17 protein-coding genes and 3 pseudogenes are annotated in these 24,242 nt (G+C 72.5%); 8 read left to right on the forward strand and 12 right to left on the reverse strand.

The features are described 5' to 3' along the window. Positions 1-15: 15 nt before the first annotated feature. The 3 genes from E0H26_RS23085 to E0H26_RS23095 are packed head-to-tail and all read left to right on the forward strand — an operon-like array spanning position 16 to position 4,081. Entirely contained in the window at positions 16-996 is a 981-nt protein-coding gene (locus E0H26_RS23085) for an ABC transporter substrate-binding protein (RefSeq protein WP_131307142.1), read from the forward strand. Further along, on the forward strand, positions 993-3,101 hold the full coding sequence (locus E0H26_RS23090; RefSeq protein WP_131307144.1) for an iron ABC transporter permease: 2,109 nt from the start codon (positions 993-995) through the stop codon (positions 3,099-3,101). Before E0H26_RS23085 ends, E0H26_RS23090 begins: the two co-directional genes overlap by 4 nt. A 38-nt stretch (positions 3,102-3,139) precedes the next feature. Continuing rightward, the gene (locus E0H26_RS23095) at positions 3,140-4,081 is read left to right on the forward strand and encodes a siderophore-interacting protein (RefSeq protein ID WP_131307146.1); all 942 of its coding nucleotides are present in this window, start codon (positions 3,140-3,142) and stop codon (positions 4,079-4,081) included. 460 nt (positions 4,082-4,541) lie between these two features. Here the strand turns inward: E0H26_RS23095 and E0H26_RS23105 are convergent, their stop codons facing one another. From E0H26_RS23105 to E0H26_RS23115, 3 genes are all read right to left on the reverse strand, one after another. Continuing rightward, the gene (locus tag E0H26_RS23105; RefSeq protein WP_131307148.1) at positions 4,542-5,057 is read right to left on the reverse strand and encodes a 2'-5' RNA ligase family protein; all 516 of its coding nucleotides are present in this window, start codon (positions 5,055-5,057) and stop codon (positions 4,542-4,544) included. Between the two features lie 32 nt (positions 5,058-5,089). Beyond that, on the reverse strand, positions 5,090-6,136 hold the full coding sequence (locus tag E0H26_RS23110) for an NAD(P)-dependent alcohol dehydrogenase (RefSeq protein ID WP_131307150.1): 1,047 nt from the start codon (positions 6,134-6,136) through the stop codon (positions 5,090-5,092). Positions 6,137-6,234: 98 nt separating this feature from the next. Then, positions 6,235-7,233, reverse strand: coding sequence for a glycoside hydrolase family 88 protein (locus E0H26_RS23115; RefSeq protein ID WP_131307152.1), 999 nt, complete (start codon positions 7,231-7,233; stop codon positions 6,235-6,237). Positions 7,234-7,312: 79 nt separating this feature from the next. Between E0H26_RS23115 and E0H26_RS23120 the strand changes: the two genes are divergently transcribed. Further along, positions 7,313-8,245 (forward strand): DUF72 domain-containing protein, encoded by a 933-nt coding sequence (locus E0H26_RS23120; RefSeq protein ID WP_131307154.1) that lies wholly within the window; start codon positions 7,313-7,315, stop codon positions 8,243-8,245. 75 nt (positions 8,246-8,320) lie between these two features. Here the strand turns inward: E0H26_RS23120 and E0H26_RS23125 are convergent, their stop codons facing one another. From E0H26_RS23125 to E0H26_RS23140, 4 genes are all read right to left on the reverse strand, one after another. Continuing rightward, on the reverse strand, positions 8,321-8,701 hold the full coding sequence (locus tag E0H26_RS23125; protein ID WP_131307156.1) for a hypothetical protein: 381 nt from the start codon (positions 8,699-8,701) through the stop codon (positions 8,321-8,323). Between the two features lie 59 nt (positions 8,702-8,760). Then, positions 8,761-9,411, reverse strand: a complete 651-nt coding sequence (locus tag E0H26_RS23130) for a hypothetical protein (RefSeq protein ID WP_240742324.1) — start codon at positions 9,409-9,411, stop codon at positions 8,761-8,763. Positions 9,412-9,522: 111 nt separating this feature from the next. Next, positions 9,523-10,374, reverse strand: a complete 852-nt coding sequence (locus tag E0H26_RS23135) for an alpha/beta hydrolase family protein (protein WP_131307205.1) — start codon at positions 10,372-10,374, stop codon at positions 9,523-9,525. A 176-nt stretch (positions 10,375-10,550) separates the two neighbouring features. After that, on the reverse strand, positions 10,551-11,810 hold the full coding sequence (locus E0H26_RS23140) for an SGNH/GDSL hydrolase family protein (RefSeq protein WP_131307160.1): 1,260 nt from the start codon (positions 11,808-11,810) through the stop codon (positions 10,551-10,553). Positions 11,811-12,153: 343 nt separating this feature from the next. Here E0H26_RS23140 and E0H26_RS23145 point away from each other — a divergent pair, with 343 nt between their 5' ends. The 4 genes and pseudogenes from E0H26_RS23145 to E0H26_RS30485 all read left to right on the forward strand — a co-directional run. Further along, the gene (locus E0H26_RS23145; RefSeq protein ID WP_131307162.1) at positions 12,154-14,211 is read left to right on the forward strand and encodes a DNA gyrase/topoisomerase IV subunit B; all 2,058 of its coding nucleotides are present in this window, start codon (positions 12,154-12,156) and stop codon (positions 14,209-14,211) included. A 31-nt stretch (positions 14,212-14,242) separates the two neighbouring features. Further along, positions 14,243-14,863, forward strand: a pseudogene (locus tag E0H26_RS30635) (DNA gyrase subunit A); the annotation flags it as partial. Between the two features lie 81 nt (positions 14,864-14,944). Further along, positions 14,945-15,538, forward strand: a pseudogene (locus tag E0H26_RS30480) (LAGLIDADG family homing endonuclease); the annotation flags it as partial. 393 nt (positions 15,539-15,931) lie between these two features. Beyond that, a pseudogene (locus E0H26_RS30485) lies at positions 15,932-18,013 on the forward strand (DNA gyrase subunit A); the annotation flags it as partial. Between the two features lie 88 nt (positions 18,014-18,101). On the opposite strand, the gene E0H26_RS23155 reads toward E0H26_RS30485, so the two are convergent. The 5 genes from E0H26_RS23155 to E0H26_RS23175 form a co-directional block, all read right to left on the reverse strand. Next, positions 18,102-19,448: a uracil-xanthine permease family protein gene (locus E0H26_RS23155; protein WP_131307166.1), complete on the reverse strand. Its 1,347-nt coding sequence runs from the start codon at positions 19,446-19,448 to the stop codon at positions 18,102-18,104. A gap of 277 nt (positions 19,449-19,725) precedes the next feature. Continuing rightward, positions 19,726-20,781 carry a PseG/SpsG family protein gene (locus E0H26_RS23160; protein WP_131307168.1) on the reverse strand — a complete coding sequence of 352 codons (1,056 nt, stop codon included), beginning with the start codon at positions 20,779-20,781 and terminating at the stop codon, positions 19,726-19,728. After that, the gene (locus tag E0H26_RS23165; RefSeq protein ID WP_131307170.1) at positions 20,778-21,512 is read right to left on the reverse strand and encodes a cytidylyltransferase domain-containing protein; all 735 of its coding nucleotides are present in this window, start codon (positions 21,510-21,512) and stop codon (positions 20,778-20,780) included. Before E0H26_RS23165 ends, E0H26_RS23160 begins: the two co-directional genes overlap by 4 nt. Then, a complete protein-coding gene (locus tag E0H26_RS23170; RefSeq protein WP_131307172.1) occupies positions 21,505-23,412 on the reverse strand; it encodes a class I SAM-dependent methyltransferase in 1,908 nt (635 codons plus the stop codon). Before E0H26_RS23170 ends, E0H26_RS23165 begins: the two co-directional genes overlap by 8 nt. Beyond that, the gene (locus E0H26_RS23175; RefSeq protein WP_131307174.1) at positions 23,409-24,242 is read right to left on the reverse strand and encodes a hypothetical protein; all 834 of its coding nucleotides are present in this window, start codon (positions 24,240-24,242) and stop codon (positions 23,409-23,411) included. The genes E0H26_RS23170 and E0H26_RS23175 overlap by 4 nt, the downstream gene beginning before the upstream one ends.

Here is a 24,242-nt window from a genome sequence, read left to right on the forward strand (position 1 = left end):
CCGAGAAAGAGCATCATGTTCCGTACCCGTGTCACCGCCCTGGCTGCCGCCACCGCGCTGCTGCTGACCGCCTGCGGCACCACCGAGAGCACCACCGAGCCCACCCCCGCCGGATCCGCCGCCGGCGGGCCGGTCACGGTGACCGACAGCCGGGGCAAGGAGGTGAAGCTCGACAACCCCGCCACCAAGGTCGTCGCCCTGGAGTGGGGCGAGGCCGAGATGCTGGTCAGCCTCGGTGTCATGCCGGTCGGCGTGGCCGACCCCAAGGGCTACGCCACCTGGGTGACCGCCGCCGGACTCGACGCGGGCGTCAAGGACGTCGGCACCCGGGGGGAGCCGAGCGTCGACTCGATCGTCGCCTTGCAGCCCGACCTGGTGGTCATGGAGGACGGTCGCGGCGCCAACCTGGTCACCCAGCTGGAGAATTACGTACCGGTCGTCGTCACCAAGGGCAGCGACGCCGCCGACAACCTCGGCCGGATGCGCGCCGACCTCAACATGATCGCCCAGGCGGTGGGCAAGACCGCCGAGGCGGAGAAGCTGCTGGCCGACTTCGACGCCGCCATCGCCGAGGGCAAGCAGAAGATCGCCAACGCCGGTGCCGCCGGAAAGCCGTTCGCCATCGCCGACGGCTGGAAGGAAGGCAGCACCGTCAGCATCCGGATGTTCGGCCAGGGCGCACTGGTCTCCCAGATCGGCATCCAGCTCGGCCTCACCAACGCCTGGCAGGGCAAGACCGACGAGGAGTGGGGCCTGGGCCAGACCGACGTCGAGGGGCTGACCGGCCTCAAGAGTCCCGACCTGCACTTCTTCTACAACGCCTCGGACGGCACCGACGTCTTCGCCGACGGCCTGGCCGACAACGCCATCTGGAAGTCGCTGCCCTTCGTCCAGCAGGGCAACCTGCACCGGATGCCGGACGGCATCTGGACCTTCGGCGGGCCGCTCTCCGGCAAGCAGTACCTCGACCAGCTCGTCAACACCTTCGCGGTGTGACCGCGCTGTCCGCGCCCCCGCGTTCGGAGCCGGCCCTCGGGTCGGCTCCGGCCGGGCGCCTCTCGGCCCCCCGCGTCGTCGGGGCCTTCATCGCGGCCACCGCGCTGCTGCTCGTGGTCGCCGCCGTACACCTCACCCAGGGCACCTCCGCCGTGGGCGCGCTCGACCTGCTGCGGCTGCTCACCGGTGGCGACGACGAAACCATCCGGGTACTCGTCGCCTCCCGGGTGCCCCGGCTGCTGGCCGGGCTGGCCATCGGTGTCGCCCTCGGCTTCGCCGGCGCGGCCCTGCAATCGATCGCCCGCAACCCGCTCGCCTCGCCCGACACCCTGGCCGTCAACGCCGGTGCCCACCTGGCCATCGTGTCGGTCGCCGCGTTCGGCATCGCGCTGCCGGCGTTGCCCGCCGGAGGGCTCGCCTTCTGCGGCGGGCTCGCGGCGGCGGGGCTGGTGATGGCGATGTCCTCCGGCGGGCAGGCCGGCACCACCCGGCTGATCCTCGCCGGCTCGGCCACCGCGCTGGCCCTCAGCTCGGTGACCATGCTGCTGCTCCTGCTCTTCGAGCAGGCCACCATCGGCCTGTTCGCCTGGGGCAACGGCTCGCTGGTGCAGAGCGACCTGACCGCGCTCGGCCAACTCGCCCCGGTCATCGGTGTCTCCATCGTGGTGCTGATGCTGCTCGGGCACCGCCTCGACATCCTCGCCCTCGGCGACGACACCGCCACCGTGCTCGGCCTCGACGTGCGGCGTACCCGGCTGGTCGTCACGGTGCTGGCCGTACTGCTCTCCGCTGCGGCGGTCACCCTCACCGGACCGGTCGGCTTCGTCGGCCTCTGCGCGCCGGTGATCGTCCGGCTGCTCGGCTCCCTGGTGCCCGGCGTGCACCGGCACCGGGTGCTGCTGCCGCTCTCCGGTATCGCCGGAGTGATCATCGTGCTCGGCTCGGACGTGCTGCTCCGGGCGGTCATGGGCGGCCAGGCCGGCGTCGACATCCCCACCGGCGTGGTGACCACCCTGCTCGGCGCGGCCATCCTGATCTGGCTGGCCCGGCGGCACCGCGACGCCGGCCCCACCCGCCGCCCGCCGGGCGGTCACGCCGCCGTGCGGTCGGCCACCTTCCATCGGGCCGTCGTCACCGTGGCCGCCACGGTCACCGTCGTCGCGGTGCTGGTGGGCATGCTCTTCGGCGACACCTGGGTGCTGCTCGGCGACATCGTCAACTGGGTCAACGGCAGCACCGGCCCGGCGTACACCTTCGTGCTGGACCAGCGGTGGCCCCGGGTCGCCGCGGCCCTGCTGGCCGGCGCGGCCCTGGCGGTGGCCGGCACCACCGTGCAGGCGGTCTGCCGCAACCCGCTGGCCGAGCCGGGCATCCTCGGCATCACCGCCGGTGCCGGACTGGGCGCCGTCTCGCTGCTCACCTTCGTACCGCTGGCCGGCGTCTGGGCCGTCTCCGGAGTGGCCGGGCTCGGCGCGATGCTGGCCTTCGCCCTGGTCTACGGCGCGGCCTGGCGTGGCGGGCTCAGCTCCGACCGGCTGGTCCTGATCGGATTCGGTGCCTGGCAGGGTGGCATGGCGATGATCACCTTCATGATCGTCGCGTTCGACCCGTGGAACACCGGAAAGGCCCTCACCTGGCTCTCCGGCTCCACCTACGGCCGCACCGCCGGCCAGGTGCTGCCGGTGGCGATCGCGCTGCTGGTGCTCACCCCGGCGGTGGTCGCCGCCCGCCGGGAACTGGACCTGATGGCGCTCGACGACGACACCCCCCGGGTGCTCGGCGTACGGCTGGAACGTACCCGGCTGGTCGCCCTCGGCGCGGCGGCGCTGCTCACCTCGACCGCGGTCTCCGCCGTCGGCGTGATCGGCTTCGTCGGCCTGGTCGCCCCGCACGCCGCCCGCGCCCTCGTCGGCGGCCGGCACGACCGGGTGCTGCCGGTCGCCGCGCTGCTCGGCGCGGCCCTGGTCAGCCTCGCCGACACCCTCGGCCGCACCGTGATCGCCCCGGCCCAGATCCCCGCCGGCCTGGTCACCGCCATGATCGGCACCCCCTACTTCGTCTGGCTGCTGTGGCGCTCGCGCGCCTCGGCCCCCCAGTCCCGGTAGCGCGTCCCCGCCAACCGGCCCGCACCCAGGAAGGCAGCATGACCAACACCCTGCCCGTCGCGCCCTGGCGGTTGTTCGCCGTCGAGATCCGCGCGGTACGCCGGCTCAGCCCGTCCTTCATCCGGATCACCTTCACCGGCCCGGACCTGGACCGCTTCGCCGACAACGGCTACGACCAGCGGATCAAGCTGGCCCTGCCGCTGCCCGGCCAGCGTGGGGTCTACCTGCCCCAGGGGCCCGACTGGTACGCGCAGTGGCGGGCGCTGCCGGAGCACCGCCGCAACCCGATCCGTACCTACACCGCTCGGGCGGTCCGTCCGCACCTGCACGAACTCGACGTCGACCTGGTGCTGCACGGCGACGGCGGACCGGCGACGCGGTGGGCCCGGCGGGTCCGCCCCGGCGACGAGATCGCCATCGCTGGCCCGGACGCCGGATACGACGGTGACCACGGCGGGTTGGAGTTCCGGCCGCCCTCGACCGCGCGCCTGCTGCTGGCCGGGGACGAGACGGCGGTGCCGGCCATCAGCGGCATCTGCGAGCGACTGCCGCTACTTGCCCGGGGTCGGGTCCTGCTGGAGGTTCCCGAAGCGGCGGACGTGTTGCCGCTGACCGCGCCACCCGGCGTCGAGGTGACCTGGCTGCCCCGCAACGGCGCCCGGCACGGCGACCGGCTGGTCGACGCCGTCGCCACCGCGGCCGACGAACTGCTCCGCGGCCGGGCGGACCTGCCGGTGGGAGTGGGTGCGCCGGCCACCGTGGGCGCGGGTGTGCCGGTCGACGACGTGGACGTGGATCGCACGATCCTCTGGGAGGTGCCCGACGCACTCCCGTCGGCCCCGCTCTACGCCTGGCTGGCGGGCGAGGCGGGCGTCATCCGAAACCTGCGTCGACACCTCGTCACCGACTGCGCCCTGGACCGCCGCGCCGTCGCCTTCATGGGCTACTGGCGGCAAGGCCGCCCCGACCCCTCCACCTAGGTTTTGTCTCGCGGATCTTGGTACGAAACGGCCCCCATGCGGGCCGTTCCGTACCAAGATCCGCGGATAGGACCGGGTCGCCCGGGGGCCGACCAGCGATGGTGGACCGCGGCGTGGACGAGCAACGTAGCCAGGTCGAAGGCGCCTTCAGCGGCGTAAGCAGTGGCGCGACCAGGCGGCCAGGTACGACATGCTCGGTATCCACTTCCACGCCTTGCTCGACTCGTCGAACGTCGAACGGCCGACCCGCCGTCCCCAACCAACAAGATCCGCGAGACAGAACCCACCACCCCACCCCGCCCCCACCCTCGCCCCACAGCCCCGCGATCTTGCACTTTCTGCCGCGACAAATGCGGCAAAGGTGACGAGTCGGGGACCGAAAGTGCAAGATCGCCGGGGCGGGGCGGGGCGGGGCGGGGCGGGGCGGGGCGGGGCGGGGCGGGGATGGGGGAGGGTGGGGTCAGGGGAGGGGGTGGGAGATGCCGCGGGCGTGGTCGGTGAGGGCGGCGCTGACCACTGTGGCCTCCAGCGGGAGCATCTCCAGGCAGCGGCGTACGGCGGCGGCCATCAGCGAGTTCGGCACCCGCATGGACAGCGTGCAGTGCGGCACCCAGCACCCCGGTCGGTAGTGCTCCGCCAGCCCGACGCCGGCTGCGGCGAGTCGGTCGTAGACGAGCCGGTGATGCGCCAGCAGTTCCACCGTGGGCGCCGGGCCCAGCCAGAGCACCCGGCCGACGAACTGCCCGGCGTGCTGGAACGACAGCCGCAACGGTGCGGCCACCGTGACGCCGGCCAACGCCGCCGCGACCTGCTCCGGGTCGAGCCGGGGCGCGACCGCGAGCGAGACGTGCGGCCGGTGCCGCTGCTCCAACAGCGACCGCAGGCTCTGCACCCCCTCGGCCTCCAAGGCGTCCCAGAGCACCCGGATCCGGCGGGTGGCGACGGTGTCCAGGTAGAGCTCCAGCGCGGCGACCACATGATCACTCTAGAGGTCGCACGAGCCGGTGGTCACGGCACGATGACGGCCCGGCCTTCGAGCGTGCCGTCCTGCATCCGCCGGTACGCGCTCATCGCGTCGTCCAGTTCGAACGTGGTCGTCTTCGGCCGGATCAGCCCGCGAGCGCCCAGGTCCAGCACCTCGATCAGCTCCGGTCGGCTGCCCCAGTAGGTGGTCTGGATGCTGACCTCGTACGGCACGGAGAAGAAGCCGACCGACAGTGACCCGCCGCCGAGGCCGACGATGGTCAGATCGCCCAACGTACGTGCGACGGCGGCGGCGATCTTCAGGGTGGCGTCGGCGCCGACGAAGTCGAGTACGACGTCGGCGCCCCGCCCGCCGGTGGCCGAGCGGATCTCCTCGACGGTCCGCTCGCCCGAGCGCAGCGTCTGGTCGGCGCCGAACTCCGCGGCGAGCCGTAACGCCTCCTCCCGGGTGTCCACGGCGATGATCCGGGCCGCGGTGGTGGCCTTGAGGATCTGTACTCCGACGTGGCCGAGCCCACCGACGCCGATGACCACGGCGGTGCTGCCGGGCGGCAGCTTCGGCCAGGACCGGCGGATCGCGTGGTACGGCGTGAGACCCGCGTCGGTCAGCGGCGCCGCGTGCACCGGGTCCAGCCCGTCGGGCAGTGGCACCACGTGCCGGGCGGCCGGCACCAGCTCGTATTCGGCCATCCCGCCGTCGAGGCCGAGACCGCCACCGCCGCCGGGCACCGGGGCCGCAGCCGGATTCTCGCAGTAGTTGTCGGCGCCGACCCGGCAGCGGGCGCAGGTGCCGCAGCCCCACGGACCGTAGACGGCGACCGGCTGGCCGACCTCCAGCCCGGTCACGCCGGCGCCGAGCGCGTGCACCCAGCCGGCATTCTCGTGGCCAAGGGTGAACGGCGGGTCCCACGGCACGACTCCCGCCTCGAACTCGTGCATCAGGTGCAGGTCGGAGTGGCAGGCGCCGGCACCACCGATCTTCACCACCACCTGACCCGGGCCGGGTGTCGGCTCGTCGACCTCGACCAGTTCCGGCTCGGTCTTCCAGGCGGGCAGTCGTAGCGCACGCATCCTTGCCTCCCGTCGTCCGCTGTCGCCTGCGGACGGGCTCCCCAGCACAGGTCGGCGCAAACCCACCTCGGCCCGCTACCGTGGCCCGGCCGGCAGGGTCACGGCCGGTCGGCCACCCCGGCCGACGGCAGCCGACGGAGGGCGGCGTGGGCCAGCAGGTGGAACGCCTGCGCCTCGCTGGAGGTGCCCGGGGCGGTGAACTCTGGCGCCCCGCTGACCCCGGTCACCAGCCCACGGGCGTCGAGCCGGCGCCCGGCGGCGGTGACCAACTCCCGGCCCACCGTGGCGTAGGAGGCCGGTAGCCAGCCGTCGGCGACGCCGGTCAGCGTCGCGTACGCGAGCATCTGCGCCACGTTCGCCTCACGGAAGCTGCCCGGATCGTCCAGCACGTCGGGGAAGAGCCCGTCGTCGCCACGGCACGCCAGGCAGGCGTCGATCACCTCGCGGGCGTGCCCGGCGAGTTCCTCGCGTACGCCGGGCGGCCAGTCGGCGCACAGCCGTAGGGCCCGGCTGATCCCGGCGACCACCCAGCCGTTGCCGGTGCCCCAGTGCTGCGGATGGGTCAGGCGACCGCGGCTCTCGTCCCAGCGGGCGGCGTAGCGGCCGGTGTCCGCGTCGTGCAGCCGTTCGCGGTGCCCGCGCACCTGGGCGGCGGCCAGCTCCGGATGCCCGGTCGCGGCCAGCAGCGGCACCACCATGTACACCGTGTCGGCCCAGACCTCTCGGGTGCCGAGCAGGTGGAACAGGGTGCCGTCGGCAGCGCGGGGCGCGTCGACGAGCAACCAGCGCGACTGGGCCCGCAACGCGGCGGCGAATCGGGGCGCACCGGTGAGCGCCGCCGCGTGCCGTACCGCCTCGCCGCAGGCCGCCCCGTTGACCGCACCCTGCTCCGCACCGGCGTCACCGAGCCGGCCGTCCGGGTGCTGCCGGGTCACCGCCGCGTTGGCCAGCAGCACCACCAGCTCGTCGAGCCCGAGATCGAGCGCCGCGTGCGCGGCCACCCCCTGCTCCCAGGACTGCCGCTGCATGGCCAGCAGCGCCGTCAGCACCCGGTCGAGCCGTGCGTCCACTGTCCGGGGTCGAGGTCGCAGGCTCATCACGGCACGCTAACAAGGGGCGGGGCCGGCCGGCCGCCAGCGGTTGCCGATCCGGCCGAGCGGCGGTGCACTGAATTACATGACTGTCATCAAGGTGGGCACGTCCTCGTGGGCCGACCGGACGCTGCTGCGTTCCGGCTGGTACCCGCGTGAGGTGAACGACCCGGCCGGTCGGCTGGGCTACTACGCCGACAGGTTCGCGCTGGTCGAGGTGGACACGTCGTACTACGCGGTGCCGACGCCGGAGACGACGCAGGGCTGGGTCGAGGCGACCCCGGACGGGTTCACCTTCAACGTCAAGGCGTACCGCCTCTTCACCGGCCACCCGACGCCGGTCGCCACCCTCCCCGCCGACCTGCGTCCGGCCGGCGGGCCGGACCGGATCCGGCGGCGTGACCTGCCGTCCCCGGCGTACGACGAGCTGTGGCGCCGGTTCCGTGCGGCGCTGGCCCCGATCGCGGCGGCCGACCGGCTCGGCGCGGTGTTGTTGCAGTTCCCGCCGTGGCTGGCCCGCAGCGACGCGGCCCGGCGTCGGATCGCGGAACTGGCCGACCGCTGCCGACCCTGGCGGGTCGCCGTCGAACTGCGGCACGGATCCTGGTTCGACGGTCCGGCGGCGCTGGAGACGCTGGCCTTTCTCCGCGAGCACGAGCTGACCAACTGCGGCGTGGACATGCCGCAGGACCGCCCCGAGTCGGTGCCACCGATCCTGGTCGCCACCGCCGGCCTGGCCATGGTGCGGATGCACGGGCACAGCACCGAATGGGACAGCGGCGACAAGGAGGACCGGTTCCGGTACGCCTATGGCGACCGGGAACTGCGCTGCTGGTCGGAACTGCTGACCGAACTCGCCGGGCAGGCCGACGAGCTGCACGTGTTGTTCAACAACTGCTGCGCCGGGCAGGCTCAGCGCGACGCCGAACGGCTCGCCGAGCTGCTCGGGGCGCCGGCCGCCACGGCCGCCCGCACCGTCGGGGTCGCCGCCGGAGCCGACCGGTCACCGCCCCGATGAGCTGGCCAGGTCGGCAGCACACCAACCGGTCAGATCGGCAGCACCAACCGGCCAGGTCGGCAGCACATCAGCCGGTCAACTCCGCCAGGACACCCCTTCCGGTCGCATGCCGGTCGCTTCCTCCAGCGCGTTGTCCGGCAGGTCCTCGTCGGCGACCTCCTCGGGAAACGGGCGGCGTGCCGGCGCCGGATCCGGGGGTGCGCCCGGACCGGCGGCCGGCGTTCTGGTCGGCTCCACCGACCCGAACCCGTGCCGGCCGGCGAGCGGATGCTCCTCGGGGGTCTCACCCGCTCGCCGTTCACCGCGCCGGCCCTCCGGTACGGCGGTGTCCTCGCTGCCCTCGTCCATCGGTGAGTCGGCACCGGCACCCCAGGGCGGGTCGGCGTCGAAGCCGCCCGTCGTCCCCCAGGGCTCGACACTTTCGGGGCCCCGGTCCTGCCTGTCCCTGTCCGTCATGGCCACCTCGCTGATCGGCGCCGGTTACCGGCCGGCGGTCCGGATGCTGCCGCCGGCGCTCAGCGGCCGGACATCGTCATCTGCCGGCGGACCGCCTGCATCGCCGCCATCCGGCGGGCGTTGCGGCCCATCGCCTTCGACATGTGCATCAGGCCCATGCCCTTGGCCATCGTCCTCGGCGCGTGCATCATGCCGTTCGCCCGGCCGAGCATGCCGCGCAGGACCTGCCCGGGCTTCTGCTGCTCACCCATGTACGCGGTGACCACGATCAGCGCGCCGGTCAGCGCCGGGATCGTCCACTGGAGCAGTTTGAGCTGCCGCTGGTAGGAGGCCACGTCCGACGGCGTCTGCTGGTTCGGTTCGGTGGCGCCCTGCACGGGTGGCCCGCCGGCCTTGGCCAGGCGCATGCCGAGCAGCCGGCTGTAGCCGGTCACCGCGAGGGCGCTGACGGTCAGCGCCGTCTTGACGGTGCTTGCCCGACCGACGCCCTTCTGGGCGGCCATCCGAGGGCTCTCGGTGACCAGTTCACCGACCGCGCCCGCGAGGTGGGCGCCGATGGCGGCGGCGTTGACCGGGGTCCATTTGGACCAGCCGGCCGAGGCCACCGGAAGTCGCTGGGTCGAGTCCCCGACCCGGGCCGCGGCGCCGTTGACGCCGAAGGCTCCCATCAGGGAGCCACCGAACCAGGCCGCCAGGCCCAGGTCGTGCATGGATCGTAGGGTGGTGTGGCTGTCCGACATGTCGTCCCCTTCCGCCGTTTCGAGCGCTGCGGCTTACCCCCGTTGCGGGGCGGTAATCGCCGGGCCCGTGGCGGTGTCGCCTCAACGCCGGGGAAGGGTGGCGGCGAACTCGGCGACCCGCGCGGCCAGCGGCGCGGCGGCGTGGCGTACCCAGGTGAAGTGATCCAGCGCGGCGCCGCCCGAGCTGGCGTGCCGTTCGCGTACGACGGGGGCCGCGGTGAGCTTGGCGCAGAGCCGGTCCAGCGTCGGATGCGGAGTGTACTGGTCGCCGTCGACGCTGACCGCCAGCACCGGGGTGTGGATCCGCCCGATCGCGGCCTCGGTGTCGACCCCGTGCAACTGCGGGAAGTGGCCGGTCCGCGCGGTGTGGGCCCAGTCGCGGATCACCCCGCGCGCCTGCCGGCCACCGAACCCCCAGCCGGGCCAGACGCCGAGCAGCCGGCTCGTGGCGGCGATGCCCTGGGTGTACGGCAGCACGCCGTAGCGGCGCGGGCCGGCGAAGTCCCGCCAGTACGGGATCCCGACGGCGACCAGCGCCAACCCGTCGATCTCCTGCTCGCCGTGCAGGGCCAGGTGCAGTACGGCGGCCTGCCCGCCGAGGGAGTGTCCCAGCAGCAGGGTGGGCCGCCCGTCGAGCCGGCTCTTGAGGGCCGCTCGGACGGCACCGACGTCGGCGGCCAGTTCCGCGTAGCCGTACCGGCAGGTTCGGCTCGGTCGGGGCGTGCTTTCGCCGGTGCCGCGCAGGTCGGCCACGACCACCGCCAGTCCGGCGGCGTGTAGTGCGGCGGCGAACGGCCGGTAGTACCGGGCCCGGACGCCCATCGCCGGCGTGATCAGCACCACCGGCGCCCCTGCCGGGCCTGCCGGCTCCGGATAGACCTGGATGCCGAGGCGGGCGCCGTCGACCTGGACGAAGTCCTGCACGTATTCCACCGTCGCGCTCACCAGATCAGGTTACCGGCGGGTAGGTCCGCTGCGTGGCCCCGCCTCGGCCGGCGCCGGCGGCCGGATCCGGGTCCGCGCGCATTCAGCGGCCAGCCGGTCGTGCGACCCGTACGCCGCGGCGCCCGGCCCGAGGTGGGTCGAGCGCTGCGGCGTACGGGCGGTGCTCAGGAGACGCTGATCGTGCCGTTCGACGCGCGTACACAGCTCACCGAGCGGGCGGCGGTGGTGGCGGCGCCGGACAGGCACTGCCCGAGCACCTGGTGCCCGGCGGCGTTCGGGTGCCACGACTCCTGGCAGGTCTGGAAGTAGGTCACGCAGGTGTTCGCGATCCGCTGGATGGCGATCTTGTCCTTGCCGGAGAGGCTGGTGACGAAGGTGCCGTTGGGCGGGTTGTCCATCAACCGGATCGGGGTGGCCAGGGTGCCGGTCGGGCTGTTCGAGTTCTCGCACAGCCGCGCGCCGTCGAAGGCCCGCTGCACGTTGAGGTAGACCAGGTCGGCGCCGGGGAACTCGGCGGCCAGGGTGTCCCGGCTGGAACGCACGATGGTGCCGAGGCCCTGGGAGAAGCGGTGGCCGGGGGCGAGGCTGGCCCGGTGGATCGGGCAGCCGGCGGCGTACCGCTCGGCGCCGAGGGCGCGGAACTTGTCCCGGGTGTCGTCCCGGCTGTCCTCCGAGTGGTAGGACCCCTCCAACTCCAGTGGCAGCGGGTTGGTGTAGTCCTGCAACACCACCCGGTGCTGACCGTCGGCATCGACCTCGCGCAGGGTGGTCAGGATCTGGCGTACCGCCGCGGTGGTCTCGGCGGTCGCGGCGCTGAGCTGGGCGGCGGTGGCCAGGTCGGCGTCGCTGCACGGCTTCTGCTCCACCGGGCCGTTGAGGTACGCCCAGAACTCCCACCAGCCGGTCCAGGCGTCGGCGATGAACCGGTTGGCGCACTTCTCGGCCACCCCACCGAAGGTGAACGAGCTGTTGTTGGAGCCGAGGCCGATCAGCACCACGTCGATGTCGTGGGTCCGGGCGACCGCACGGAGCTGGTCGAGTTGGGCGGCGACCTGGCGCCCACTGGCCCGGGCCGACGAGGCGGCGGCGATGTCGTGCGGCTGGCCGCCGGAGCAGGCCAGGTTGAACCGGTCCTGGATGCCGGGCAGTGTCGCCCGATGCAGTGAGGCGTTGGCCGACCGGTGGCAGAAGAAGGCGTTGCTGTTCGGTGCGGTCCAGCCCGGGAAGCCCTGCGCCACCCCGGCCGAGTCGACCACCGGCTGGTACGCCCCGGCTCCCTCGCCGCTGATGAAGCTGTCGCCGAGGGCGACCGCCGCGGTGGGCAGCGCCGCCGCGGCGGGGGCGGCGCCCGTCACGGCGGTGGAAAGGGTCGCCGCGGCGACGGCCAGGGCCATCGCGGCGGCGGTACGACGCAACCCGGACATGGCATCCCCATCCGTTCATCTAAATATGAAAGATCCTCTTGTGCGTGATGGAATCACGCAGGTGTGACGCACGTCAACAACGGGAAATAGCTGTGACACATGGGTCAGGCGGGAGTTAAATCTCCGCCCGGGAGACCCACCGCCCCGCCCAACGGGCATAAGGCCGGGAGCCGGGGCGTTGACCGCGGCAGTACCACCAGCAGCGGCCTCCTGCGGCGTGCCGCGCGGGTGTCCGCGTCACGTGTCGGGGCGTACGGCTACGCTCGCTGCGGCCGAGCCCATGCTGGGCCGACCACCGACGGTGCGGGGCAGCACATCGCCGAGACCGGGGAGTACGACGGAGTTGACCGCAGAGCCTGAGACCCTGTACGGGGCCGACGACCTCACGCATCTTGAGGGGCTGGATGCCGTCCGCAAACGGCCCGGCATGTACATCGGTTCCACCGACAGCCGTGGCGTGGGTCACCTCGTCAACGAGATCCTCGACAACTCCACCGACGAGGGCGTTGCCGGCCACGCCAAGAAGATCGAGGTCACCCTGCACGCCGACGGCTCGGTGCAGGTCGACGACGACGGTCGGGGCATCCCCACCGACGTCCACGCCCGTTCCGGCATCTCCGGCGTCGAACTGGTACTCACCCGGCTGCACGCCGGCGGTAAGTTCGGCGGCTCCGGCTACAAGACCTCCGGCGGCCTGCACGGCGTCGGCGCCTCCGCGGTCAACGCGCTGTCGCGCCGCTTCGACGTCACCGTCCGCCGCGGCGGCAAGGTGCACGCCATGTCGTTCCGGCACGGCGTACCCGGCATCTTCGACGGCGACGGCCCGGACGCGCCGTTCACCGCCGGCCCCGGCCTCCAGGTCGTCGGCGCGGTGAAGCGCGGCCAGCGCACCGGCACCTCGATCCGCTACTGGTACGACGCCCGCTACTTCGAGACCGGCGCGGCGCTCGACCACGACGCCGTACGCGCCAAGCTGCGGCACACCGCCTTCCTGGTGCCCGGAGTCAGCTACACCCTGCGCGACCACACCGGCGAGGAATCGACCGAGGAGCAGTTCCACTACCCCAACGGGCTCACCGACATGGTGGACTTCCTCGCCCCGGCCGGCGACCGGCCGGTCTCCGGCACCCTGCTCGTCACCGGCGAGGGCACCTACCGGGAGAACGCCGCCGACGCCAACGGCGTCATGCAGTCCAACGTGCAGCGGCGCGCCGAGATCGAGATCGCCTTCCGCTGGGGCACCGGCTACGAACGCACCGTCGAGTGCTTCACCAACACCATCCGCAACGCGCACGGCGGCACCCACCGCAAGGGCTTCGAGCGGGCCCTGGCGCGTACCGTCGCCGACGCCGTACGCAACACCCGTGGCCTGCTCAAGGCCAAGGAGGACGCGCCCACCCTGGACGACGTGCTGGAGGGCATGACGGCGGTGGTGCACGTGCGGGTGCCCGAGCCGCAGTTCACCTCGCAGACCAAGGACGAACTCTCCACCGCCGGGGTCACCAAGGTCGTGCAGGGGCTGGTCGAGCAGCACGTCAAGTCCTGGTTGGACGACCGCAAGACCAAGACCGAGGCGCGTACGGTCCTCCAGAAGATCGTCGACGCGGCCCGGGTACGGCTCACCCAGAAGCAGCAGAAGGACGCCGCCCGCCGCAAGACCGCCCTCGAAGGCGCCGCCATGCCGGCCAAGCTGGTCGACTGCCGCGCCTCCGGAATCGACCGCAGTGAGCTGTTCATCGTGGAGGGGGACAGCGCCCTGGGCACGGGGCGACTTGCCCGTTCCGCCGAATACCAGGCCCTTCTTCCGATTCGCGGCAAGATCCTCAACGTGCAGAAGGCCAACCTCCAGCAGGTGCTGGACAACGCCGAGTGCGCCGCCATCGTGCAGGTGCTCGGCGCCGGATCGGGCCGCACGTTCGACCTCTCCGCGATGCGGTACGGCCGGGTGCTCATCATGGCCGACGCGGACGTCGACGGCGCCCACATCCGGACCCTGCTGATCACCCTCTTCGCCCGCTACATGCGCCCACTGATCGAGGCGGGCCGGCTCTACGCCGCGATGCCACCCCTGCACAAGGTCACCACCAAGGGGCGCAACCCGGAGACCGTCTACACCTACACCCAGGCGGAGATGGAGGCGACGGTGCGTCGGCTGGAGCAGTCCGGCAAGCAGATCGTCACCCCGATTCCCCGGTTCAAGGGTCTCGGTGAGATGGACGCCGACGAGTTGTGGGAGACCACGATGAACCCGGCCACCCGGGCGGTACGCCGGATCACCCTCGACGACGTCGACGCCGCCGAGCGGATCCTCGAACTGCTGATGGGGGAGAAGGTCGAGCCGCGCCGCAACTGGCTGATCGACTCCGCCGACCGCGTCGACCGCGACGCCATCGACGCCTGACCATCGGGTTCTTCGGAAGGAAAGCTGAGCCATGGCACGCCGCAAGGAAACGAAGGTCGACCACTCCGCGTTCGACCGGGCCGGCGCGCGGGTCTTCGACAACCCGCTGGTCACCGAGGTCTCCGACTCCTACCTGGAGTACGCCTTCTCGGTCATCCACTCCCGGGCCCTGCCGGACGCCCGCGACGGCCTCAAGCCGGTGCACCGGCGCATCCTCTACTCGATGCACGAGTCGGGCTTCCGGCCGGACCGCGCGCACGTCAAGTCGGCCCGGGTGGTCGGCGACGTGATGGGTCGCTACCACCCGCACGGTGACACCGCGATCTACGACGCGATGGTCCGGTTGGCGCAGGACTTCTCGCTCAACGCGCCCCTCATCGACGGGCATGGGAACTTCGGCAGCCCGGACGACGGACCGGCCGCGGCGCGCTACTGCGTCACGGGGGATACCCGCGTTCGCCTGGCCGATGGGTCGAGTCCTCGTATCGGCGAGCTGGTTGATCTTTCCCCGGATAGCGAGGCTGACGTCGACTTCGAGGTACTGGACAAGGACGGGAAGGCTGTCCGGGCGAGCAAGGTCTTCAACTCGGGCGTTCACCCCACCATCCGGATCCGTACCGACGCCGGATTCTCGCTCCGGGGTAGCGAGAATCATCTGGTCCTGTGCCTGGACGCGCCGCTCGGCGTGCCGGTGTTCCAATGGCGGCGCCTCGATGAGGTCGCACCCGGCACGGTGGTCTGTGTCGCGCGAAATGCCTGGTACCAGGTAACTCCCACGGCCGGGGAGTACATGCTGGGAGTCCTTGGCGGGGCCTGGGTCTCGGAGGGGTTCGCGAGCGAGTCCCGGGCAGGCTTCAACAACACCGACGAGCACTTCTTCGGTGAGGTGTTGCACGCCTACGACCAGATCGTGGGTGGACGGCGCCATGTGAGTGAGCGGCACACCCGCCTCGACCGTGAACGCATCCAGGAGTTGGATGTCCAGGAACACGTGGGAGGAATGGAAGCCTTCCGCGCGAGTCCGCTCGGCGAGTTGATCGGCTGCCAGGCGCGGGACAAATTCATCCCGCAGTTTGTATGGACTGGCGGCTGGGGCGTGAAGCGGGCCTTCCTGATGGCGCTGTTCGAAGGAGATGGCGGCGTCCGGGTGGCCAAGGACAGCTTCACCATTCAGTACACAAGCTTCAGTGAACGCCTGACTCGTGAGACCCAAGAGTTGCTGGCGGAGTTCGGCGTTATCGCGTGTTGGCGGCAACATACGCGCCCCAGCGGCTCAGTGGAGCACCGGCTGGTGATCTCGGGGTTGCGGAACATCACGGCGTTCGCCACCCGGGTGGGTTTCCTCCGCACCAAGCAGGCCATACTGCACAAGGTGCTGAAGCGTTCGCCGCTGCGTCCGCATCGACCCAGCGAAGATCATGTGCCGTTCGTGGCGGACTACGTCCGGGGCGCGCTCGCTTTCGACAAGCGTGGGTCGGGCCGAAAATGGCTGACGCAGCACAACTTCGACCGTGTCGAGCGTTGGGAGACCGAACGGCTCCGCATCATTGACCGGATCAAGGATCCCGAGGTGCTCGCGACGATTCTGCCGGTGATGGATTCGGGTTACCGGTTCGAGCGGATCACCGAGGTGACGCCCTGTGAACCAGCAGAGGTCTATTCGCTCCGCGTCGACACAGAGGACCATTCGTTCCTTGCGGGCGGCTTTGTCAACCACAACACCGAGGCCCGGATGTCGCGGGAGGCGATGCTGCTCGTCGGTGAGTTGGGCGAGGAGACCGTCGACGTCGAGCCCAACTACGACGGCTCGCTGACCCAGCCCACCGTGTTGCCGGCCGCCTTCCCGAACCTGCTGGTCAACGGCACCTCGGGGATCGCGGTCGGGATGGCCACCAACATGATCCCGCACAACCTGGGTGAGGTCGTCTCGGCGGCCCGGTGGCTGATCCGGCACCCGAACGCCACCCTCGACAAGCTGATGGAGTTCGTGCCCGGTCCCGACCTGCCCACCGGCGGTCTGCTGCTCGGTCTCGACGAGGTGCGCCGGGCCTACGAGACCGGCCGGGGCGTGGTCCGGATGCGCGGCAAGGTGGAGATCGGCCCGCTGGAGGGCAGCCGGGGCCGGCAGGCGATCACCGTGGTCGAGTTGCCGTACGGGGTGGGCGCGGAGAAGGTGATCGCGGCCATCACCAACGAGGTCACCAAGACCAAGCGGCTCACCGGGATCGCCGACGTCAAGGACCTGACCGACCGGGAGAACGGCACCCGTCTGGTCGTCGAGTGCAAGGTCGGGGTCAACCCGCAGGCGTTGCTCGCCGACCTCTACCGGCTCACCCCGCTGGAGCAGTCGTTCGGTGTGAACAATCTGGTGCTGGTCGACGGGCAGCCGCGCACCCTCGGGCTCAAGGCGCTGCTGGAGGTGTTCCTGGCGCACCGCTACGAGGTGGTGACCCGGCGCAGCGCGTACCGCAGGCGTAAGCGGGAGGAGCGGCTGCACCTGGTCGACGGGCTGCTGATCGCCCTGCTCGACATCGACAAGGTGGTCAAGCTGATCCGGGCCAGCGAGGACGCCCAGGCGGCCAAGAGCGGCCTGATGCGGCAGTTCAAGCTCTCCGAGATCCAGGCGAGCTACATCCTGGACACCCCGCTGCGCCGGCTGACCAAGTACGACCGGCTGGAGTTGGAGGCCGAGCAGGAGAAGCTGCGCGGCGAGATCGCCGAGTTGTCCACCATCCTGGACGACGAGGACGTGCTGAAGAAGCTCGTCTCCGACGAGCTGGCGGCGGTGGTCAAGCAGTTCGCCGCGCCGCGCCGGACGACCCTCGTCGACGGTGACCTCAAGGAGGTGCTCGCCGCGTCCGCGCCGGCCGCTCCGCTGGAGGTGGCCGACGATCCGTGCCAGGTGATCCTGTCGGCCACCGGCCTGGTCGCGCGTACCGCCGCCGAGTCGGAGGAGGCCGCCGAGGGGCGGCGCCGGCACGGCCGGGTCAAGCACGACGCGGTACGCGCGGTGGTGCACTCCACCGCCCGGGGCCGGGTGCTGCTGGTGACCAGCGCCGGTCGGGCGTTCAAGGTGGACGTGCTGCCGTTGCCGGTGCTGCCCGAGCAGGCCGGCACGGTGTCGCTGCGCGGCGGGATGTCGGCGGCCGAGCTGGTGCCGTTGGAGCCGGGGGAGACGGTCGTCGCGCTGGCGCCGCTCGGCGCCAGCGCCGAGGGCTCGCCGGGCCTGGCGCTGGGCACCCGGCATGGTGTGGTGAAGGTGTGTGCCCCGGACTGGCCGGTGCGGTCCGACGAGTTCGAGGTGATCGGGCTGCGGGAGGGTGACGAGGTGGTCGGGGCGACCTGGCTCACCGACGGCGCCGAGCACCTCACCTTCCTCACCAGCGCGGCGGGGCTGCTGCGGTTCCCCGCCGGGCTGGTCCGCCCGCAGGGGCTCAAGGGGGGTGGCATGGCGGGCGTCGCCCTGCCGGCCGGAGCGCAGGTGGTCTTCTTCGGCGCGGTCCGCACGGACGATCCCGAGCACGGTGCGCCGATGGTGGTCACCTCCACCGGCGCGACGGTGAAGGTGACGCCGTTCTCGGCGTACCCGGGCAAGGGGCGGGCGACCGCCGGGGTGCGCGCCCAGCGCTTCCTCAAGGGCGAGACCGACGTGGTCGTCGCCTGGGTCGGCCCCCGCCCGGTGGGCGCCACCGCCAACGGTGAGCCGGTGGCGCTGCCCGCCGAGGACCCCCGCCGCGACGGCTCCGGCTTCGCCGTCATGCTCGGCCCCACCGTGATCGGCCACCAAATCGACCGCCCCTGACCCACCCCCCGCTTGGCCTTGTTGATCAAGAAGTTTGCGTCATGATTCGCGCTCGTCCTGACCAGAACTTCTTGATCAACAGGGCGGTTCAGGCGGCGGGTGGGGGTGGGGGTGGGGGTGGGGGTGGGGTGGTGTTGCGTAGGCGGGCGGTGAGGCGCATGCCGTGGTAGGTGAGCAGGGCGGCGGCGGTGCCTAGGGCGATGCCGTGGAAGGAGAGGTCGCCGGCGTTGAGGGTGTAGTCGGCGGCGCCGATGATCACCGCGACGGCGGCGGTGAGCAGGTTCACCGGGTCGTGGAAGTCGACCCGGTTGTCCAGCCAGATGCGGGCGCCGAGGATGGCGATCAGCCCGTAGAGGGCGGTGGTGGCGCCGCCGAGCACGCCGGCCGGCACGGTCAGGATCAGCGCGCCGACCTTCGGGCTGAGCCCGAGCAGCACGGCGGCGAGCCCGGCCACCCAGTACGCGGCGGTCGAGTAGACCCGGGTGGCCGCCATCACGCCGATGTTCTCGGCGTACGTGGTGGTGCCGGAGCCGCCGCCGGAGCCGGCGAGCACGGTGGCCAGGCCGTCGCCCATGAACGCCTTGCCCATGTCCCGGTCCAGGTTGCGCCCGGTGGTCGCCGCGACGGCCTTCACGTGGCCGGCGTTCTCCGCGATCAGCACCAGGACCACCGGGATGACCAGCACCGTGGCGCGCAGGCTGAAGCTGGGCGTGTGGAACTCGGGCAACCCGATCCAGGCGGCCTCCCGTAGCCCGGTGACGGTGGCCGGGTCCAGCCCGCCGGTCAGTGCGGCGAGTAGCCAGCCGACGAGCACCCCGAGCAGGATGGACAGCCGGGCCAGGAAGCCCCGGAACAACACCGTGAACAGCAGGATCGCGCCGAGCGTGATGACCGCGATCAGCGGTTGGGCCTTGACCCCGCCGTCGCCGCCGCCGTCCCAGGCCACCGGGGCGAGGTTCAACCCGATCAGCATCACGATGGCGCCGGTGACCAGCGGTGGCATCAGCCGGTCGATCCAACCTGCCCCGGCGAGTTGCACCACCAGGCCGACCAGGGCCAGCGCGACGCCGGCCACGACGATGCCGCCGAGGGCGGGGCCGATGTCGCCGCCGGCCTTGGCCGCCAGCACCGGCGCGATGAAGGCGAACGACGAGCCGAGGTACGACGGCAGCCGGTTGCCGGTGATGAGCAGGAACAGCAGGGTGCCCAGCCCGGAGAAGAAGAGCGTGGTGGCCGGCGGGAAACCGGTGATCAGCGGCACCGTGAAGGTGGCGCCGAACATCGCCACCACGTGCTGCACTCCGACGCCCAGGGTGCGGGGCCAGGAGAGTCGTTCGTCGGGATGCACCACGTCGCCGGGGCGTACGGTGCGACCGTCGCCGTGTAGCGACCAGGGGGACCAGCGGGAACGCGGCCCGGTGGGGGTCTGGGTCATGGGTGGCCCCTTTGCGTCGAAGTGCTGACGGGGGCGATCGACCCTGGACGTAGTTTCTAGCACGGCCGTCGCGGGGCGGGATGTCGGCACGGTAACGGCCGAATGTCGACGGCCCGCGATGTTAGGAAGGGGCCCTTCCTCTACCTGAGGCGTTAATAAGGTGCCCTTCCTTGCACGTCAGGCGACGCCGGTGGGGCGGTGCGGCAACGGTCGGCCCGCCACGGCACCTCCCGCAGCAGGATCACCTGGTCGGAGCCGTGCACCCCCGGGCAGGTGATTAGTGCACCCGTTCTACTGATCTGGTCGTCCGTAGCGTGTCGAGGATCGCGTCGACGACCCGCGTCCGGCCCCGGCCGTCGACCGCCGACCGGGCCCGCTGCGACAGCGCCGCCCGGCGTACCCCACTGGTCAGCAACTCGTCCAGGGTGCGCGCGGCGGCGGCCCGGGCGGTGGGGTCGGCGACCAGGTCGGGCAGCTCGCCGAGCCCGGCGGCCAGCCCGGCGGCGACCACCCGGTGGTACGACGCACGCTGGTTGTCCACGACGCAGACCAGCGCCGACGGCGCACCCAGGCAGCACAGCTCCCACGTCGACGTGCCGGCCGCGCTGACCACCAGATCAGCGGCGGCGATCAGGTCGGGCAGTTCGCCGGTCGGTGGCACCACCGCCAGCGACTGCCCCGGCGCCGGGGTGACCCGGGCCAGCCGGGCGGCCAACGCGGGCCGGCCGGCGACGACGGTGAGCGCCATCGGCCGGCCGGTCGACAGCAGCACCTCGGCCAGCAGCGGCGCCGCGCCCACCGCGTCGGTGCCGCCGAAGAAGGCCAGCACCGATGGACGCTGCACCGGCGCCGCCGGGCGGGCCGCCGCCGGCCGGGCGGCCAGCACCTCAGCACGCAGCAGGGCGTACCGGCTGCCGGCCAGGAGCCGGCCGGCCGACACCCTCAGCTCGGTGCCGAAGTTCTGGTCCAGGTAGAGGTCGGCATCCTGTCCCCGGGTGTCGCCGTCCACGATGGCCAGGGTCAGTACGCCCGCCGCGCGCAGGGCGCCGGCCCCGGCCGGATCCAACTCGTACGAGTCGAGCACCAGCACGTCCAGGTCGTGCCGGCGAGCCGCCTCGACCAACTGGTCCGGGGTGTCCGGGCCGGGACGCAGCGGGATGCCCCGGGCGGCGAGCTGGCCGGCCGCCCAGTCGACGCCGGCCACCGTGCCGAACACCTCGACCCGCGCACCCCGGCTCAGCAACTCCTCACCGAGCGCGAGACAGCGGACCAGATGCCCGACGCCACGCTGGGGACCGGCATCGCAACGCAGGCCGACACGTAGGGTTTTCAGCTCTCCTCCAACCGCTTCTGCCGGACCTCGGCGTTGAGTGCCCGCAGCTCCGGCTGTCCGTCGAGCCAGTCGGCGAGCTTGGCCAGCGGCACGCTGACGTCGCCGAACTGGTCGACCACCGCACGCACCAGGTGCCAGTCCGGCTCGGTGTCGAGGGTGAGCCGCAGTTGCGAGCGGTCCGGCGTGAGCGTAACGCCGAGCACCCGGAACACCTCCGGATGGCGGTACGCGTACGAGGTGACGTGCACCCGGTGGTGCTCGGTGGCGAGCCGGTCCACGGTGCGCAACGCGTCGGCCCGGATGATCTCGACGTCCAGCCCGCGCGGCAGCGTACGGGCGATCGACGTGCTGGCGTAGTCCAGCCCGGGCACCGCCCGGTACACCGAGGCGACCAGCGTGACGATCTCCGGGTCCAGCAGCGGGCAGTCGGCCGTGAACCGCATGACCGCGTCCCCGGGGTGCGCGTCGAGCGCGCCGACGAACCGGGTCAGCACGTCGTCCACCGGCCCCCGGTGCCAGGCCACCCCGAGCCGGTCACACTCGGCGACCACCGCGTCGTCGGAGGGGTCGGTGCTGGTCGCCACCACCAGGTCGGCGAGCACCCCGCTGTCCTCGGCGGCCCGGACCACCCGGCCGAGCACGCTGCGTCCGGCCAGCGGGCGCAGCACCTTGCCGGGCAGCCGGGACGAGCCCATCCGGGCCTGGACGATGCCCACGATCCGTTCACTCACCGGTGCCCTCCTTGCGGGTGAGGGCCGCACGGGCCCGTCGTTTGGCGGCTCCCGCCCCACGCCTGGCCATCCGGGCCGGGGTGATGGCCAGGCGGGCCAGTTTGTAGCCCACCGTGCCGCTGAGCAGGTCGAGCTTCGCCTCGGCCCGGCGCAGCGCGCGTTCCCGCGAGGTGAGCAGCTCCTCGGTCCACCTGAGCGCTGCGGCCAACCGGGTGTTCTCGTCGCGCTGTCGTAGCCAGGCGTCGCGTAGTTGCTGGTAGCTGTGCCGCCCGGGTGGCGGGTCGGTGGGCGTGACCGGTTCGGCGTCGGGGCCGGCGGCCCGGTCGGCGTGCAGTCCGCGCCGTACGGCGGCCTCGATGTCCAGCGCGGCGTCGACAACGGCCCGGTCGAAGTCCCGTCCCGCCACGCCACCGAGCACCACGGTCAGGCCGGCCACGTCCAGGGTGGAGGTCCACGGGTGGGCGTATCCGCCGGTGAGCAGGTCGGTGGCGAAGCGCCACAGGGCGCGGGCCAGCACCACGTCGACCGGTAACGGTTCGTCGGCCCGCCAGGTCGGGTCGAGCACCGCGAAACGGTCACCGGCGACGACCAGGTTGTCCACCCCGGCCAGCGCCACCGCGCCGGTGAGCCGCCCGTGGTCGGCCTGGCCGGTGAGCCAGTCGGCGTACCCGCGCAGCAGCCGACGTAGCAGGGCCGTGTCGCGGCGCAGGCAGCCGTCCAGCAGCAGGCTCCGCAGCAGGCGCCCGTCGGGCACCGGTCCGTGCGGCGCCGCCGGGTCGAGCTGGGCGATCTCCCGGCTGGCGTACGGCGCGGGCGCCGACCGGGGGACGACCGGGCCGGACCGATGCCAGTGCCAGCCGTGCGGACCGTCGACGACCTCGACGATCCGACCGCCCGACCTGCCGGCCCACAGCACCGCCACCGGCAGCCGTCCCGCCCCGTCGCCGGGGGCCGTGGCGTCGCCGGGGGCCGTGGCGTCGCCGTGGGCCGTGGTGGCGGTGACTGCCGAAGGGCCACCGGTGGCCGTGGCGGCGGTCGGTGCGGTGGCTGCCAGGATCGTCATCGGCTGGTGGCCGCCGGTGTCCGGCCGGTGGGCGAGGACCAGCCAGGACGGGGCCAGGTCGGCCGCCCGGCCGGCGTACAGCGCGTCCACCGCCAGCCGGGCCGGGTCGGCGAGCACGGACCGACCGGCGTAGCCGCTGGTGCAGGCATCGTGCAGCACCGCGTCGAACAGCCCGGACCTGGCCTGCCGGGCCAACGCCTCGGTCGCCAGCAACGCGGTGGTCGCCTCCGGGTGGGGATACCCGGCGTAGCAGTCGCCCAGCCGCAGCCCGGCGGTGCCGAGCCGGAGCCGCAACTGCTCCAGGTTGGCCGGGCGGCTGTCGTCGAGCACCCCGCCGACGCTCCACTCGGCGTCGTCGCGGCCGACGTACCAGCCGGACGCCGCCACCAGCCGGTGCACACCGAGCGGGTTGTCCAGCCGCAACAGCAGGGCGCCGCCGGGACGCACCACGGCGGCCAACCGGGCCAGCACCCCGCCCCAGCCCAGCCGGGTGCCCTCGACCGACTCGACGGTGTCCAGCCCGCCAGCGGCGATCACCACGTCGTACTCGGCGCCGTACGGCAGGCCGGCAGCTCCGGCGACCACCACCCGGTCGACCCGGCCGGCGACTGCTGCCGCGTCCGGGTAGCCGCGCAGCAGGCAGGTGACGCGGGCCTGACCCAACGCGTCGAGCACCGCCGGGTCGGCCGGCCCGGCCAGCAGCACCTTCGCGCCGGCCGGCACCAGCCGTGCCGCCAACGCGGCGAGTGGCCGGTTACCGCCCTCCGCACGCTGGTCGGACCAGGTCAGCATCTCGCCGCCGGGCAGCGCCACCGTCGGCGCCGTCTCGGTTGTCACGTGGTCTCCTCGCGCAGGTACGCCCAGCCCAGCAGTTCACGCAGGGCGGCGGGTGGGTAGCGGTGGTCGATGCCCAACTCGGCACGGGCGATCTCCACGGCGGTCGGCAGGTGCACCTGTTCGCCGTGCAGCTCGGGCCACTGCCGGCGGATCCGGGCGGTGCCGCCGAAGGTCGGGTCCTCGTTGGCGAGCACCATCGGGTTGCCGTACACCGCCGGGGCGCAACCGGCCGCGATGCCGTAGAAGATGGCGCTGGTCAGCCGGTTGGAGGCGACCCGGGCGTGCTGGCGCAGCTCGGTGAGCTGACGGTCCAGGAAGTCCGGATCGGTGTTGGTCCACCAGTGGCCCCGGTAGCCGTGGCAGATGACCCGGAAGCCGGCGTTCTCGTAGCGTCGGCGGACCCGGCGCATCCGGTGCTCGTGCCAGTAGAGGCAGACGGTGACCGGCCCCGGTTCGGTGTCCTGGATCTGGGCGATGAGTCTCTCGTGGTCCCCCTCGACGTGCTGGCCCTCCCAGCCGTGGAACGGATACCAGATGGTGCCGGCCCGCTGCGGCGACTCCGGTTCGTCAGCCATCGCCAGCAGGTAGCTGAACGGCGCCCCGATCACGGTGACGTTGCGCCGCCCGACCGACCAGGCGCGCCGCCGGGTCTGCTCGGACCAGAGCAGGCTCGGCGTGCCCTCGGCGTACGGGTGCCCGGGGGCGAGGCCGTCGCCGATGTTCCAGCCGTGCTGGACGTACCCGTTGATCCGGGGTGGATGCCCGTCGCCCAGCCCCGCGTAACGGGCCAGCACGTGGGCGTGGCCGTAGAAGTGGTTCGCGTGGTGCAT

It is taken from the genome of Micromonospora zingiberis, from assembly GCF_004331455.1.
Lineage (GTDB): Bacteria > Actinomycetota > Actinomycetes > Mycobacteriales > Micromonosporaceae > Micromonospora > Micromonospora zingiberis.

What these genes read in the sequence shown, in the direction of transcription:
- E0H26_RS23130 (WP_240742324.1), bottom strand. Translation starts at nt 9,411, where the DNA reads ATGCACGACCTGGGCCTGGCGGCCTGGTTCGGTGGCTCCCTGATGGGA.
- E0H26_RS23175 (WP_131307174.1), bottom strand. Translation starts at nt 24,242, where the DNA reads ATGCACCACGCGAACCACTTCTACGGCCACGCCCACGTGCTGGCCCGT.
- E0H26_RS23110 (WP_131307150.1), bottom strand. Translation starts at nt 6,136, where the DNA reads ATGCGTGCGCTACGACTGCCCGCCTGGAAGACCGAGCCGGAACTGGTC.
- E0H26_RS23120 (WP_131307154.1), top strand. Translation starts at nt 7,313, where the DNA reads ATGACTGTCATCAAGGTGGGCACGTCCTCGTGGGCCGACCGGACGCTG.
- E0H26_RS23125 (WP_131307156.1), bottom strand. Translation starts at nt 8,701, where the DNA reads ATGACGGACAGGGACAGGCAGGACCGGGGCCCCGAAAGTGTCGAGCCC.
- E0H26_RS23115 (WP_131307152.1), bottom strand. Translation starts at nt 7,233, where the DNA reads ATGAGCCTGCGACCTCGACCCCGGACAGTGGACGCACGGCTCGACCGG.
- E0H26_RS23095 (WP_131307146.1), top strand. Translation starts at nt 3,140, where the DNA reads ATGACCAACACCCTGCCCGTCGCGCCCTGGCGGTTGTTCGCCGTCGAG.
- E0H26_RS23085 (WP_131307142.1), top strand. Translation starts at nt 16, where the DNA reads ATGTTCCGTACCCGTGTCACCGCCCTGGCTGCCGCCACCGCGCTGCTG.
- E0H26_RS23155 (WP_131307166.1), bottom strand. Translation starts at nt 19,448, where the DNA reads ATGACCCAGACCCCCACCGGGCCGCGTTCCCGCTGGTCCCCCTGGTCG.
- E0H26_RS23140 (WP_131307160.1), bottom strand. Translation starts at nt 11,810, where the DNA reads ATGTCCGGGTTGCGTCGTACCGCCGCCGCGATGGCCCTGGCCGTCGCC.